Origin of the sequence: Psychrobacter piechaudii, assembly GCF_900162825.1 — a bacterium.
Classification (GTDB): Bacteria; Pseudomonadota; Gammaproteobacteria; order Pseudomonadales; family Moraxellaceae; genus Psychrobacter; species Psychrobacter piechaudii.
In genome coordinates, this window is sequence record NZ_FUGE01000060.1 from 1 (window position 1) to 15,797 (window position 15,797).

Below are 15,797 nucleotides of genomic sequence, written 5' to 3' on the forward strand. Positions count from 1 at the left end.
TAGCTAAATATTATAATAATAAATTAAAATTCCACCCTCTTTCGAAACCTCCTCTTATTATTCATCATCATCTTTATCCTTTTATATCCTATAAATTAACTAATAAAGCAAATATTGAGGGATATAAATATGTTTTAAACAGCCCAAAAGTAAGAGGTATAAGCTACGCCAGTCATCTTGATAGTGATATTTATGCTTATTATTCTAGGTTACTAGAAACTCCTTATGAGAAATTTCTTGTTGATAATAATCTCGAAGACTGTTCTTTAGCCTATAGGAAGGTCGAGCGAGTTATTGACGGTAAGTTAGTTTCTAAATGTAATATTCACTTCAGTAAAGACGTTTTCGATATTATTCGTACTAAAAAAGACTGTATAGTGCTTTGCTATGATGTTGAGAATTTTTTTGATCGTTTTGATCACCAGATTTTAAAGAAAAATTGGTGTGATTTATTACAAAATACTCAATTACCACCTGATCATTATAAAGTTTATAAGTCCCTTACAAGGTTTGCTTCTGTTGATAAAGAAGAGCTTTATAAAGAGTTAGGATTATCGCTCAATTCCAAAACGCTTCACAAGCGTTATGAGGTGCTCTGTAGCTCTAAAGATTTTAGAGATAGAATAAGAGGGAAGAGGCTAATTAACGTCAATAAGTCTGGTAAAGGCATCCCACAAGGCTCTCCAATTAGCGGTCTACTTTCTAATGTTTATATGATTGAGTTTGATAAAGAAGTAAATAGCTACTTGGCTCAGCTGGGTGGTAAGTACTTCAGATATAGCGATGATATGATTTTCATCATAGTGTAGTGGTCAAGATTTTTTAGACAACTCATAAGAGGTTTTGTTGAAATAAAGTCTCTCTTTAGCTAATGGTGTTAAATTATTATTGAAGCGATGCGGTCTGACGCTTTGATAATAATCCCAAATATAAGCGCTTACTGCTTGTTTTGCTTCATCAATATCTTCATAGCCATGCTTAGGCATCCATTCTGTCTTAAAGCTTCTAAAGAATCGTTCTGTAGGCGCATTATCCCAACAATTGCCACGTCGGCTCATGCTGTGTGTCATATCATCACAACTTTCTACGAAATCAGAAAATGCCTCACTAGTATAATGACTACCTTGATCTGAATGAAACAGCACGCCTTTAGGCTTAAGTCTTATGTGATATGCCATTTTTAGTGCTGATGTGGTCAGATTAGTATTCGGGCTATCTGACAAAGAAAAGCCAACGATACGTCTGGCATATAAATCCATAACGATAGCTAAATAACACCATCCGCCTTTGATACGAATATAAGTAACATCACCTGTCCACACTTGGTTTGGTACAGTAGGCGAAAAGTTTCGACCTAAGACATTATCATGTATTTTATGAGCCTTCTTACAGTATTTGTACTTATGTGATTTTATCTGCCGGCTGATCAGTCCCATTTGCTTCATAAGCTTACTCGCTCTGTAGCGGGTAAGCTTTATACCTTGTTGCTGAGTGATGATAGTCGCTATAGTTCTGGCGCCAGCAGAGCCATTTGAAGTATTAAATACTTCTCTAATTAAGGCTTTGAGCCTTACCAATGCAATGTCTATTGGTTTGTCTTTAGCATTGTAATAATAATTGCTCCTGACAACGCCAAACAGCTCACATAGCTTGTGTTTGCTAATTGTCTTATGATGCTCTGCAAGCTTAGCTATTAGCGATATACGTTCAGATTGTCTTGGGCTAGCAGAGCAGATGCCTTTTTTAGTATATCTCGCTCCATCTTTAACTGTTTGACCTGCTTTTCGAGCTCTTGTATACGTCGTAATTCAGGCGTTAGGGCTTTGCCTTCTGTTGGCATAATACCTTGTTGTTCTTTACGGTATTTATATACCCACTTTTCTAAGGTTTTATTGCTTATACCTAGTGAGTTGGCAACTTCGCTGATTTGTCTGCCTTGCTCTTCTATTAGCTTGATGGCTTCAAGCTTAAATTCGTTGCTGTATCGCCCTCGGTTGTTGGTCATACTTATTCTCCTTTACTTTGAGTTTAGTATAACCTCTTATTAACTGTCTAATTTTATTATGCCACTACATAGATAAAGAACAAGAACAGCAGGCTATAAGCTTTATTAAGTGTGCTATACAAAAAATTAAACTTAATATTAATAATAAGAAAACTCAAAGAGTTGAGTTCAAAGATGGCTTCATAAATCATGATATAAACAATAGAAGCTTCAACAATCCAGATAAACTTCAATACTTAGGATTATTATTTGATGGTAAGCAGGTTTTTCTCAGAGAAACTGGTCAGACTAGATATAGGCGTAAGTTACGAAAAGCAGTAAGAATGCGTACGGCACATTATAGGAGGCTTAAGGAGAAAGACAATCTAAATAGCCCTAATATGTATATGCGTACATTGCATACAAGATTTACTTATATAGGTCAAAGAAATTATGTAAGTTATGCTTTTAGGGCATCTAGGATTCATGAGTCAAAAAATATCAAAAGACAGGTAAAAGGGCATTACAATTTATTTAATGACTATTTAAATAAAAAAAAGTGAGCCTTAACTAGGTAAGACTCACGTTCTATTCATACTCAACTAAAGTTTTGGCTTATTATGCCTATTAATTAGCTATTCAGCAGCCAAAAAGTCTGGCATATCGGCAGCGGTTTTCTCAATTTTCTTCAGCTTCTTCTTACCCAGTCCGCCCAATACTTCTACAGCATGACGCAGGCGAGCCATGGTCATATCAGCACCGATGATGTACATAGAGTTCATCACAGGCGTAGAGGAGGTGCTACCGGCAATAGCCACAAAGAAGGGGGCCATCATGTCACGCAGTTTGATGTCCATGGCTGCGCTTAAGCCTTTTAGGGTCTTAAAGATGTTGTCTTCGGTCCACTCTGGAAGTGTTTCTAGCTTCCAAGTGGCGATTTGTAAGATTTCCACGATTTGCTCAGCGCTTAGTGACTTATGCTCGAAGTCCTCAGCTTTAATATCCGGTAAGTTTTGGAAATAAAATCCGCCCCAGTTTACCGCGTCTGATAATAGATGAATACGAGGCTGAATGGCCGCTGCAATGGCAGTCAGTTTATCTGAGTCATTAGCCCAAGCTAAAATTCTTTCTTTTAGCTGCTCTGGCGATAATTGACGTAAATACTCAGCGTTTAACCAGTGCAATTTTTCGATATCGAAGATAGGCCCGCCTAATGACACACGAGTGATATCAAAGCTTTCAATCATCTCATCTAGTGTGAACTGCTCTTCTTCATTTGGCATCGAGTAGCCCATACGCCCTAAATAGTTCAATAACGCTTCAGGCAACACGCCGGCATCACGATAATAGGTGATAGAGGTTGGGTTTTTACGCTTAGACAGCTTCGATTTGTCTGGGTTACGCAGCAGCGGCATATGGCACAGTACTGGCATTTCCCAACCAAAGTATTCGTATAATAACTGATGCTTAGGCGCCGAGTTTAACCACTCTTCACCACGAATCACGTGAGTGATTTGCATTAAGTGATCATCCACCACGTTGGCCAAATGGTAGGTTGGCAGGCCATCGGTTTTTAGCAGCACTTGCATGTCCACTTGTTCCCAAGGAATCTCGACCTCACCGCGTAGCATGTCTTGAACCTTACACACGCCTTCGGTAGGCACTTTCATACGGATAACGAAAGGCTTGCCTTCAGCGGCTAATTTGTCAGATTCCTCGCGAGATAAATTGGCATAACGGCCGTCATAATGAGGGTTCTCGCCACGTGCGATTTGCTCTTTACGCATCTCATCCAACTCTTCGCTGGTAGCGAAACAGCGGAATGCATGGCCTTTGTCTAATAACTCTTGAGCGTGCTTTTTATAAATGTCGCTACGCTCACTTTGACGGTAAGGGGCGTGTGGACCGCCCACATCGGGACCTTCTGCCCAATCAAGACCGACCCAGCGCAGGGCATCCAAAATCATTTTTTCAGACTGTTCAGTAGAGCGGCTCTGGTCAGTGTCTTCGATACGCAAGATAAATTCACCGCCGTTGGCTTTAGCAAAGGCTAAGTTGAATAGAGCGATATAGGCAGTACCCACGTGTGGAAAGCCCGTTGGAGAAGGGGCAATACGGGTACGAACAGGACGATTTTCAGTAGTCTGTGTCATAAGGTTTCTCTTATAATCTGTTTATATTAAAAATGGGCGAAAAAATCGATAGTAATTACAATAAAAGGGATAATAATAAGAATTAAAAGGCAATGATAATTTAAAAGACATTATAACAGGTTTGGGCTACAGCTCATAAAACACAGATAGAGGGCCAACAAAGTTTTTAAATCCCAAAAAAAACTGTCAAAATTTTTGTCAAAACAAAGCTAGATAACAAAAAAAGCATATAATAGCGCTTTGTTGGTGTGGCTACCTTGACAAGCAGGTGTGACTTGCGATAATGAGGTCGAGGCTATTTAAACTTAGGTATTAACAGCTACTGATGTATTAATAGCTACTGTATTTACAGATTTTGTTTGGATGGCTTTTAGGGCTAGCCATTATTTTTATCACTGCTTATTGTATTTTTTACTCCATATTGCTTACTCCATTAAGGGAGCCTATTTATTGTGACCGATGCTCAATCCTCAGCTACACAGACCACCCCTTTAGCAAAATCCGATTTTAGCCACGAAACCGTGCTATTGTACGAGACGGTCGATGCTGTTTTAGGTAAAACGCCCACCAAAAAACAGAGTAAAAAAGTCACTGGGTCACAAGACAAGGTTTCCGGCATATTTGTTGATGCTACTTTTGGTCGAGGCGGGCACAGTAAGCTGCTTCTTGAGTCATTAAGTGATGATGGTCAGCTATTTGTCTTCGATAAAGACCCTGAAGCCATCGCGGTGGCAGAAGAAATAGCAAAAAGTGACAATCGTGTGACAGTTGTGCATGATAGTTTTGCCAATATAACCCACTGCTTACATCAGCATGGGGTTTTGCAAGTTAATGGCATTATGGCGGATTTAGGAGTCTCTTCTCCGCAGTTGGATGATGGCAGTCGTGGCTTTAGTTTTATGCGCGATGGAGCGATTGATATGCGCATGGACACCAGCCGCGGTCAGTCGGTAGGAGAGTGGCTGCAAACGGTTGAGGAAGAAGATCTGGCCAATGTGCTATTTGACTTCGGTGAAGAGCGCCACAGTCGCCGTATTGCCCGAGCGATTAAACAAATGGACAGCTATACTTCAACCTTAGAGTTGGCAGAAGTAATTAAGCAAGCCCACCCCAAGTGGCAAAAAGGCAAGCATCCAGCGACTCAAAGCTTTCAAGCGATGCGTATTTTTATTAATAATGAGCTTGGAGATATTGATAACTTCTTACAGCAAAGCCTGTCGCTACTGGCACCCGGTGGGCACTTGGCAGTGATTAGCTTTCATTCTTTAGAAGACCGCCGTATCAAGCAGTTTTTACAGCGTCACAGCCGTGGGCAGTACCCAGAAGATGAAAATCTGCCTATGCCGCCAGTGCGCCCTCGCTATTTTAGTAAGCCCATTCGTATCGCTCCGAGCAAGGCAGAAGTCAGTGTCAATAATCGCTCTAGAAGTGCTTGGTTAAGAGTGGCAACGCGTACCGATACCCCATATAATACCGACCCTGACGAGCTTCATAGTTAGCTTGAAAAAATAAGTAACACAATTTAGTCCTGATAAATAAAGCCACTCTATAATTGAGTCCTTTTTTACCCTTAAAGACCGCTCCGGTCATAACATCAGTCACCATATGGCAAATAACAAATCCCAAAGCTCGAACCAAATAGATAGAAACTCGCTGGAGATCAGTGAGTTTTTAACCAAGCGTTATCGTGGTGTTAGCGTCTACGGTGCTGTCATGATTTTGCTCGCAATAGGCATTATCTGGACGGCTATATTGACCGCAGAACAGGTGCAACAGTACCATGAAGACTATATGGCTTTGCAAAAAATGAAAGTTGAACATCGTAATTTACAAATTGAGAATCAGCGCTTGGTTATCGAACAACAGACCTTTAGCGCCACGCCGCAAATTGCCAGCCGTGCGGTGACTCAGCTAGGCATGTATTCTCCCTCAACCAAAGACAAACTGATATTGCAGCCCATGGCCGCCAAGCCTGGTGATAGACTAAATATTGAACAACCGACTGAATCTGACGAAGCAGAATTGACCATCCAGCAGCAAGGAGGCGAACATGACTAAGAAGCCTTCTACCCCCAGAAAAAAACCCAACACTCAAAAGACCAATGCTAGCAAAAATAGCGCTAGTAATAAGCCCATGCACGGTAAAGTCACCGAGCCTTTGGTGAAGCCCAAAAAAGCCTCTGCTGCAAAGTCAGGTAAAGCAAAAGGGGGCAGTGATCCAGAGGGCATGGCTAAGCTGAAATTCTGGAAAAAACCAAAGGAAAGCAGCGGCGCTTATACCAGTGTCAAACACCGTGGCGGCAAGATATTTAAGCCAGCAACGGTGGGGGCTTCAAATCGCGGCGGCGCAGAAAGTGACTTAATACGGTTTAAGCTTGTTTGGTGGGCGGCTATTGGTATCTTAGCGCTCTTGGTACTTCGTGCGTTTTATCTGCAGGTGTTTAATGCCGAAAAGTTCATCGAAATAGGTAATCAAATCATTACCAGTGAGCGTACTCAGCACTCTTATCGCGGTATGATTACCGATCGTAACCATCAACCTTTGGCGGTGAGTGCGCCGTTGTCTAGTGTGTCGTTTAGTCCTTACGACTATGCGCAGTGGTATTACGATATCCAAAAACGCATTAAAAGAAACGCCGATAACCCAGAAGCACAGCAAAGATTGCTACAAAAATTAAAAGAGATGGATTTGGCTCAGCTCGCTAGCGTGTCGGGGGTATCTGTTGATCGTTTGCAGCAAGCTGTGGCTCTTGATCATACGGTAGATGTTAGTAACGATGAAGCGGTAAAAGCAGTCCTGCCCAAAGGTTCAGGCTCGCATTATTTACCGTTATTGAACAAAGTGACGCCAGAGATTGCCGACGCGGTTATGGTGCTCAACTTCCCAGGCGTGTATGAAAAACAAGAGTTTCGCCGCTATTACCCACAGCCTCAGCCTAATGCGCAGTTGCTAGGGTTTATGGGGCATAATGCCAGCGATCCGAACAGTGGTTATGAAGGCCGTGCCGGTATTGAGCGTCAGTTTGAGGCGAAGCTGGCGGGAGAGGACGGCAAGGTTCGGGTATTAAAAGACCGTTATCAAAACAGCATTGAAGAGCTTGAGCAAATCAAGCCGGTGGTGCCTGGAGAGGACGTTACCCTATCTATTGATTCAAGACTGCAGTATTTATTATACAAAGAGCTTGAGCATGTTGGCCGAGTGCAAGAAGCCCGCTGGTCGACAGGGATAGTGGTCGATGTACACACCGGTGAGGTGTTAGCACTGTCTACTTGGCCTTCGTTTAATAACAACAATTTAAATGAAATGACGGGTAACAACCAACGTAACCGAGCAGTCTTAGACGTCTTTGAGCCTGGGTCAGTAATGAAGCCCTTTACTGTGGCTGCGGCCTTACAGTCTGGGAAATATACTGAAAACTCGTTAATTAATACCAGCCCCGGATCGATTAGAGTCCGAGGTTATACCATTCGAGATCACAATAACTTAGGCTCGATCAACATGTCTACCTTGATTCAAAAATCAAGTAACGTGGCCTCGACTAAGATTGCTTTATCTTTACCACCAGATGGTATTACCAATGTGCAAAAAGAGTTTGGGTTTGGCAAAAAGACCGCGCTGAATTTCCCAGGGGAGCAAGCCGGTATTATTCCGACGCCCAAAGAGATTGAAACCTCTCGCCGAGCCACGGTAAGTTATGGTTATGGCTTGCAGGTGACTTTAGCACAGATTGCACAAGCCTACGCTGCCTTAGGCTCAGGGGGTGTGTTGCATCCGCTCACTTTAGAGAAGCAAGAGCAGAAGCCTGTCGGCAAACGAGTGCTGGATGAGAAGCATGCGATGTCTGTGGTGAAGATGATGGAGACCGTTACTCAGCCCGGAGGTACCGCAACGGCTGCAGCCATTGATGGCTATCGCATTGCTGGTAAAACCGGGACTTCACGCCGTGTTAACCCTAAAGGCGGCTACTATACTGATCAGTACCGTACGGTCTTTGCAGGTATCGCGCCGGCATCAAACCCACGTTTGGCAACGGTTATCTTAGTAGAAGACCCACGTAAGACTTATTATGCAGGGGTTGTGGCTGCGCCGGTATTCAAGAGTGTGATGCAAGAAGCTTTACGTCTATATAACGTGCCACTCGATAAACCATTAAAAGCTGAATAGTAGCCAAGCAATACTTAGCTGAGTACAAAGTTGAATACAACCGAAGAAGGCCAATAGGATGACAGCGAACCAAACAACAGCCATAGACAGTGAGGCTTCAGTATTAACCTTACGCCAAGTTGCTGAAGTGGCAGTAAAAATTTTACCGCAGCAGACGCAAACCTTACAGCAGCTATTGTCTCAGCCGCAAGGGCTTGATTCAGAGTTTTCGAGGTTTGTGTTGGACAGTCGTCAACTGGCAAATGCAAATGAGGCAGAGTCGACTGCACCTGCCGCTTTTGTGTTGTTAAAAAGTCATACCCAGCCTATCGAAAAGAGCCAACAGTACGCCAAAGCAGCTTCTAAGCAAGCCGCTTTTATTTTGACTGAGATTGATCCTGAAGCATTGGGATATAACGCACAAAGCTCAGACTATGCTTGTTCCGTGCTTTACGTTACTAATTTACGTGACATTCTGGGTAGCCTAATTCAAATTAGCCTGTTGCTTACCAACTCCTTATCTACTATAAACTCTGCTGATGACATGCTGTCTTTACTACCCCAAGTCATTGCGGTGACCGGCACCAATGGTAAGACCACCATTAGCCAGTTAATTGCACAGCTGTGTCAATTCTCTAACCTATCTCAATTACAAAATAGCGCGGTAATGGGGACAGCCGGTAATGGTCGCCTAGACAGCTTGGTTCAAGCCAGTCACACCACAGGCGATGCGTTGGCGGTGCAAAGCTTCTTGCGTCAAATGCACGATGAAAAGGTGGATGTGTTAGCCCTAGAAGCCAGCTCTCATGGTCTGGATCAGCAGCGTTTACAAGGGGTGCCCGTCACCGTTGCAGTTTATAGCAACTTAAGCCGTGATCATCTGGATTATCACCCAGATATGCAGGATTATGCCCGAGCTAAAGCGCGTCTATTTGATAAAGCCTATTTCCCGCAATTAACTCACGCAGTCATCAATGCCGATGATGAATTTGCGCCATTGATGATTGAAACCGCGAAAAATTCTGGCGTTAAGGTCTGGCTATATAGCTTACAAGCTGATTTTTCAGAAAATAGCAATATGGACTGTGAGGCCTATTTCGTTGCTAAAAGCATTGAGCCCAGTTTAGAAGGGGTAAAAATTGAGATTGAGACCAGCTTTGGCCCGCTAACCTTGCATAGCCCCTTATTGGGCCGCTTTAATGTGGCCAATCTATTGGCTGCTGTGGCTGGAGCTATGGCGTTGGGTGTTGAGCTTGAGGCGGTACCAGCGTTGGTTGGTCAATTACACGGTGCCAGTGGTCGTATGCAGCGCGTGGCTTTAGATGAGCAAGGTTCACAGCCTGAGCAAGGGGTATTTATTGTCGATTATGCGCATACCCCTGATGCCTTAACTCAAGTGTTAACCAGTTTAAAATCGCATTGTAGCGGTAATCTCTGGGCTATCTTTGGCTGTGGTGGCGATCGTGACAAGGGCAAGCGTCCGCTTATGGCACAGGCTGGCTTGGCCATGGCGGATAAAGTGGTGCTCACGGCTGATAATCCACGCAGTGAAGACCCAGAAATGATTTTGCAGGACATGCAGCAGGGCATGACTGAGCAGCAACATGCCAAGACCACAGTCATCGCCGATCGCAAACAAGCCATTCAATATGCGGTTGAGCAGGCTGCCGCAGACGATATCGTGGTCATTGCAGGTAAAGGTCATGAGACCTACCAAGAGATTAAAGGCGTGCGCTACGACTTTGATGATCGCTTGGTGTTGCAACAAGCCTTGATTGAGGCGAGTCAGAATAAAGCTTAAAAAAGCCCTAGCTGATAATTTCCTCTTATTTTTATAATTCTATATTCAGATGAGACCCAACCGATGAGCCAATCAACAGTAAAGACAGCCCAAAGCAGCGGATTATTTATTTGGACAGCTGAGCATCTCAAAGCGGCAACCGCCCAGCTTAAAGGTCAGTGGATTGGTTTAGAGACTACAGATAATGAGCGTCTTACCGCCACACGTATTATTACTGATACCCGAAAAATTGAACCAGGTGACATCTACTTGGCCATTGTTGGTGAAAAATTTGATGGGCACAGTTTTGTTGAGGCCGCAGTAGACAAGGGCGCTGTTGCCGTCATTATCAGTCAGCCTGTCGCGGATTTAGGCGTACCCCAATTACAAGTAGAGGATACACGTTTGGCTTTTGGTCAAATTGCAGCCTATCGTCGTCAACAGCATCCTAATCTAAAAGTTATTGCCCTGACAGGGTCAAGTGGTAAGACCACAGTAAAGGAAATGCTGCGTCATATCTTTACCCAAGTAGAAGGGGCTCACTCATTTGAACAAAACACAACTCTAGTTACCCGTGGCAACCTAAATAACGACTTTGGGGTGCCGATGATGTTGCTTGAATTAGAGCAGCAGCACCGTTACGCGGTGCTTGAGCTGGGCGCCAACCATGTGGGCGAGATTGCTTATACTGCCGCAATGGTTAAACCGGATGTGGCTTGTATTCTAAATATTGGCACTGCGCATTTAGGCGAGTTCGGTGGTCGTGACAATATTGCCAAGACCAAAGCTGAGATTTATCAGCCACTAACCGAAGCAAGCACCGCAGTGGTTCCTTTCGACGATGACTATACCCAGCAGTTAACAGCTGCTGCCAAAAAATACACTTCAAATGTGAGTCACTTTGGTTGGCAGCAGCTTGAGGGCGCGAAGCTACCCGAAGTTTATGCTACTGAAGTTAAGACTACGGCGCTACAAAGCCGCTTCAAGCTACATTTTAGTAAAGAAGCAACAGAGGTGGAAGTTACGTTGCCAATGTCTGGTGAGCATAATGTGAGTAATGCTTTAGCGGCTGCTGCTTGTGCTTATGCGGCAGGCATCACTACTGAAGTTATTGCCTCAGGCTTGAGTCAAGCTACCTCGAGTAAAGGCCGATTGGGAAGACAAACCTTAGGTAAGCATCAAATTATTGATGACACTTACAATGCCAATCCCAATTCTATGCGTGCTGCGGCTGATGTGTTGGCGGCTCAGACAGGCTATAAAATTTTAGTACTAGGTGACATTGGCGAGTTGGGTGAAGCTTCGCGTGACGAGCATAATAAACTGGGTCAGGCCATTGCCAAAAATTCAGTGGATTTGCTGCTGTGCGCTGGCGAGTTTGCCAAAGACACGGTAGCAGGGGCGAAGAGTCAGGGTATGCAGCAGGCGTATGACTTTGACACTAAGGCAGAGCTGTTACCCAAACTGCAAGCTGTTTTGACCGAGCATAATGAACAGCAGCAGTCTTGTACTTTGTTATTTAAAGGATCACGTAGTACCACGATGGAGACTTTAATTGACGACTTGCTAAGTGCTGAAGGCTAAATCTAAGCCGGGCATTTTTGAAGTGGGCAATTTACAGAGCAATTTTTAGGTCGGGTGATTTTAAGGTGAGTCATACAGCTTTTTAGGACGGGTAAGGTAGCTTATTAATTTGAGCCAAATGGTTTAAATGACTTCTGCAATGTGCGTTTTTGGTGAAAATTCACATTAATCCTGTTTTTAGCTGTCATTTTTGCGATAATTCGACCCGCAAAGCTCATTTTGGGCTTAAAAAGAATTCATAGTAGCCGTCACAGTGTGAGCTGTGGCTAGGCTATTTTATTTTTATTGCTATTTAATATTTTTAAATAAATTTTCAGAAAGTTCATGAGGAGTAGGCGGTGTTATATTGGTTATTTGACAGTTGGTTGAGTCAATTCTACTCACCGTTTTCGGCGGTATCATCACTCACTCTAAGGGTACTGCTCACTGTCATAACCTCCCTCGCTTTTAGTATCCTGCTCGGCCCTCGTACCATAGCTTATCTGCGCAGTGTCAAATATGACCAAGCAGTCCGTGATGATGGCCCAAAAACTCACTTAGCAAAAACAGGTACTCCGACCATGGGTGGGGTGCTTATTTTGACTTCCATTGGTTTTTCAACTTTGTGTTGGGCTGACTTGACCAACCCTTATGTCTGGATCTTAATGGTAGTTATGGTTATCTTTGGTGCCGTGGGCTGGGCAGATGACTGGCTAAAAATTAAGTACAAAAATCCAAAAGGGCTGATTGCTCGTAAGAAGTACTTTTGGTTGTCTGTGGGCGCTTTATTCGTGGGTAGCTCGTTATATTATATTGCTAGCCAGCAGCCTGACCCTATGCAAACCAAAGCGATGGTGGACTTATTAATTCCGCTATTTAAAAACTGGGTTATTCCTTTCTCTGCCGTTCCTTTTGGCTTAGCGTTTATTATCTTTACCTACTTTGTGATTAATGGCTCATCTAACGCCGTTAACCTGACCGATGGTTTAGACGGCTTAGCCATCTTGCCAGTAGTCTTCGTCGCAGCAGGTCTAGGGGTGTTTGCCTATGTATCAGGCGACGTGCGTTTTTCTGAATATTTACATGTGCCCTACATTGCTTATAACTCTGAAATAACCATTGTTTGTGCGGCTATGATTGGCGCAGGTTTGGGCTTCTTATGGTATAACGCGCATCCCGCACAAGTATTTATGGGTGACGTGGGTGCCTTGGCTCTAGGTGCGATGTTGGGTACTATCGCGGTAATGACCCGTCAAGAGATTGCCTTTGCTATTATGGGTGGTCTGTTTGTGGCTGAAGCGGTATCGGTGATCTTACAAGTAGGGTCGTTTAAGTTACGTGGAAAGCGGGTGTTATTGATGGCACCACTGCATCACCATTTTGAAGAGCTGGGCTGGAAAGAAACCCAAGTTGTGGTGCGCTTTTGGATTATTGCTATTTTGCTTGTGGTACTGGGCTTGATGACTTTAAAATTACGTTAATAGCGAATCGGCATTACAGCAACTCAGCGAAAATTATGATAAAAGGGTGTCTTTAGGCACCCTTTTTACGTTTATTAGATTTAGGTTTCAATTAGTCTTAATTAGTAATTCATTATAGCCAGTTACAGGATTTCCCCATGCCAAGCTCTGAGCAATTTGATACGCAATTACCAAAATTGTTATGTCCCTACTGCCAATCACCCTTGTTGCCAGATGCCAAGACCTGGCTGTGTGATGGCAGTCTAAACGCTAAGGGAATGCGTCATCCCTTTGATGTGGCACGCCAAGGTTATGTCAACTTATTACCAGTACAAAACAAAAAATCAAAAGATCCTGGTGATAGCCAACAGTCTATAAATGCCCGCCATCGTTTCTTAAGCCAAGGCTTTTATCAGCCTTTACAGCAGGCGATTGCCGGTTTGGTTAACCAAAATTCAGAGTATTTAGCAGAAGTAGTTCAATCTAAATTGAATATCCAAACTTGGTTAGATGTGGGCTGCGGGGAAGGCTATTATACCGGTGGTATTGCTGAAGCTCTAGCGACAACAAGGGCTAATAACTCTTGTTTAATCGCCTTGGATATCAGCAAGCCGGCGGTCGCTACCACTGCAAGAGTGGCCAAACAAAACCAGCGACTTTGGTATCAGGTCAAAGAATATAAATCGAATACCAAAACCACCGCTATTTATCCTATGGTGGCTAGCGCTTCACATTTACCGCTTGTTGATAATAGTCTAGAGGCTATTAGCACGATTTTTAGCCCTATATTGCCGGAAGAGTTTGCGCGAGTCTTAAAGTCAGGAGGGCGACTGCTTATTGCCAAGCCGGATTCTGGGCATTTACAAAGTATGCGTGAGGCATTGTTTGATGAGGTGCGCCCGCACGATTCCGATAAGTTTTTGGAGGAGCTAGCCCCTTACTTTAAGGAGGTGGCAACGCATAAGGTATCAGCAGATTTGGTGCTTGAAAAACAAGCCTTAGCTGATTTATTAACTATGACCCCGTATTCTTATCGGGCTAAAGCTGAAAAGCGTGAGGCGCTATTGACTTCTACTGAGCATCAGCCGTTTGAGACTACTGCTCGTTTTGCGGTTTATGAGTTGGTTAAGCTATAGACAATAGCTGTCACTACTACTCACTTTATTTGAAAGGTAGAGAAGCAGCTTTCTAGAGCTTCCTTTCTTTTCAGCAGCTAGGGAGGATCTATTAACCCCTCGGATGATGAGCCTCATGAAGTTGCTGCAGGCGAGCGGTAGCGACATGGGTATAAATCTGAGTGGTAGATAAGTCACTGTGACCTAATAGTAGCTGCACACTACGTAAATCAGCACCGTGATTCAGCAAATGGGTAGCAAAAGCGTGGCGCAGAGTGTGTGGAGATAAGTCGCTTTCTATGCCGGCTTGTTTGGCATATTTTTTGAGCATATACCAAAAGTTTTGCCGGGTCATATAACCACCTTGAGTGGTCAAAAATACCGCTTGGCAGTTGCCTGACTTTAGATGGGGCACTAACTCACCACGGGCATGGCTTAGGTAATCATCCAAAGCTTCACTGGCATATTCCCCCAAAGGTACTAATCGGGTTTTATTACCTTTACCAGTGATTTGTAGCCAACCTGCATTTAAGTTGACCTGCTCAAGAGATAAATTCATTAGTTCACTGACCCGCAGTCCGCAAGCATAAAGCACCTCAAGCATGGCTTTATCGCGTAGCCCCAAAGCAGTGCTGGTGTCTGGTGCTGACAGTAAGTTTTCCACATCGCTTTCAGACAAGTCTTTGGGTAAGGAGCGACCAATTTTAGGTGTTTTAATACGCTCACAAGGGTTGTCTTCACGGCGCTCATTACCCACCATCCACAAATAGAACTGACGTAGGCTTGATAGCATACGGGCTTGGGTGCGTGGGGTTTTACCTTGTTTGTTAAGGGCTGTCAGGCATTGCATGACATCGATATCTTCCCACAGCGTCAGTGCCTTGGTATTGGTGGTTTCGCAGTGCTTTAAGTCACGCACATAAGCATTACGAGTCCGAGTAGACAAACCGCGTGCTAGCATTGCCTGACGAAACTCAGTGATATAGGCTGGCTCGTCATCCACAGCGAGGGCTTTGGGGTGTCTGGGTTGTACAGCGCGATCACGACTCATGGGGGACTCTCAAAACACTTAACGGATAAAAGTATAATAGTAACAACAGCTTGGCCATAGAATATAGCATAAAAGCCAGCAGCAGTTATAGTACACGCTGTGGCTATAGAATCTGGGTCTTGACCTCCTCCCCTCGCTAAACCGAGGGGATTCCTACAGCTAGACGGCCAAGCCCGACCGCGAGGATGTTCTTAGCAGCATTGATATCTCTATCATGCCATGTGCCACACTCAGCACAAGTCCATCCTCTTATTCGCAAACCTGCTCTACCTTTCGGACTACTGTCACTTATTTTGTGGCAGCACGAGCAGGTCTGGGTAGTGTAACTCTCATTTACGATCTCAAGCTGACAACCTGCATGCTTGCATTTGTATTCCAGTTGTCGTTTAAGCTCAAACCATCCGGCATCGTATGTCGATTTAGCTAGATTGGTTTTTTTAGTTGTAAATGAGCGAGATTTAACATCACCAACCACAATTAAGCTGTTATCTTTAACAAGCTTGGTGGTGAATTTATGAATTAAGTCTAATCTTGTGTTTTTGATTTT

13 protein-coding genes are annotated in these 15,797 nt (G+C 43.9%); 8 read left to right on the plus strand and 5 right to left on the minus strand.

Annotation, left to right across the window (positions count from 1 at the left end):
- The coding region (locus A1019T_RS02185; RefSeq protein WP_244156501.1) for a reverse transcriptase domain-containing protein at positions 1-809 on the plus strand (809 nt) is incomplete at its 5' end.
- 3 nt (positions 810-812) lie between these two features.
- Here the strand turns inward: A1019T_RS02185 and A1019T_RS02190 are convergent.
- The 3 genes from A1019T_RS02190 to gltX all read right to left on the minus strand — a co-directional run bounded on the left by A1019T_RS02190 (position 813) and on the right by gltX (position 4,137).
- A complete protein-coding gene (locus A1019T_RS02190; RefSeq protein ID WP_143514064.1) occupies positions 813-1,808 on the minus strand; it encodes an IS3 family transposase in 996 nt (331 codons plus the stop codon).
- Complete coding sequence (locus tag A1019T_RS02195) at positions 1,694-2,005, minus strand: transposase (RefSeq protein WP_077450225.1); 312 nt, start codon at positions 2,003-2,005, stop codon at positions 1,694-1,696. Before A1019T_RS02195 ends, A1019T_RS02190 begins: the two co-directional genes overlap by 115 nt.
- A gap of 614 nt (positions 2,006-2,619) precedes the next feature.
- The gene (gltX, locus tag A1019T_RS02205; RefSeq protein WP_077450226.1) at positions 2,620-4,137 is read right to left on the minus strand and encodes a glutamate--tRNA ligase; all 1,518 of its coding nucleotides are present in this window, start codon (positions 4,135-4,137) and stop codon (positions 2,620-2,622) included.
- Positions 4,138-4,589: 452 nt separating this feature from the next.
- On the opposite strand from gltX, the gene rsmH reads away from it, so the two are divergent.
- The 7 genes from rsmH (at position 4,590) to A1019T_RS02240 (ending at position 14,220) form a co-directional block, all read left to right on the plus strand.
- Positions 4,590-5,636 (plus strand): 16S rRNA (cytosine(1402)-N(4))-methyltransferase RsmH, encoded by a 1,047-nt coding sequence (gene rsmH, locus A1019T_RS02210; RefSeq protein WP_077450227.1) that lies wholly within the window; start codon positions 4,590-4,592, stop codon positions 5,634-5,636.
- A 106-nt stretch (positions 5,637-5,742) separates the two neighbouring features.
- Entirely contained in the window at positions 5,743-6,195 is a 453-nt protein-coding gene (gene ftsL / locus A1019T_RS02215) for a cell division protein FtsL (RefSeq protein ID WP_077450228.1), read from the plus strand.
- A 169-nt stretch (positions 6,196-6,364) separates the two neighbouring features.
- The gene (locus A1019T_RS02220; protein ID WP_414706987.1) at positions 6,365-8,302 is read left to right on the plus strand and encodes a peptidoglycan D,D-transpeptidase FtsI family protein; all 1,938 of its coding nucleotides are present in this window, start codon (positions 6,365-6,367) and stop codon (positions 8,300-8,302) included.
- A 58-nt stretch (positions 8,303-8,360) separates the two neighbouring features.
- The gene (locus A1019T_RS02225; RefSeq protein WP_077450229.1) at positions 8,361-10,082 is read left to right on the plus strand and encodes a UDP-N-acetylmuramoyl-L-alanyl-D-glutamate--2,6-diaminopimelate ligase; all 1,722 of its coding nucleotides are present in this window, start codon (positions 8,361-8,363) and stop codon (positions 10,080-10,082) included.
- A 63-nt stretch (positions 10,083-10,145) separates the two neighbouring features.
- Complete coding sequence (locus tag A1019T_RS02230) at positions 10,146-11,645, plus strand: UDP-N-acetylmuramoyl-tripeptide--D-alanyl-D-alanine ligase (protein ID WP_077450230.1); 1,500 nt, start codon at positions 10,146-10,148, stop codon at positions 11,643-11,645.
- 338 nt (positions 11,646-11,983) lie between these two features.
- Positions 11,984-13,105, plus strand: a complete 1,122-nt coding sequence (gene mraY / locus A1019T_RS02235; RefSeq protein WP_077450231.1) for a phospho-N-acetylmuramoyl-pentapeptide-transferase — start codon at positions 11,984-11,986, stop codon at positions 13,103-13,105.
- Between the two features lie 137 nt (positions 13,106-13,242).
- A complete protein-coding gene (locus tag A1019T_RS02240) occupies positions 13,243-14,220 on the plus strand; it encodes a putative RNA methyltransferase (protein ID WP_077450232.1) in 978 nt (325 codons plus the stop codon).
- A gap of 91 nt (positions 14,221-14,311) precedes the next feature.
- Here the strand turns inward: A1019T_RS02240 and xerD are convergent, their stop codons facing one another.
- Positions 14,312-15,250: a site-specific tyrosine recombinase XerD gene (gene xerD / locus A1019T_RS02245; RefSeq protein WP_077450233.1), complete on the minus strand. Its 939-nt coding sequence runs from the start codon at positions 15,248-15,250 to the stop codon at positions 14,312-14,314.
- Between the two features lie 136 nt (positions 15,251-15,386).
- Positions 15,387-15,797, minus strand: a 411-nt coding sequence (locus tag A1019T_RS02250; RefSeq protein ID WP_143514065.1) for an RNA-guided endonuclease InsQ/TnpB family protein, incomplete at its 5' end; no start/stop codon positions are given.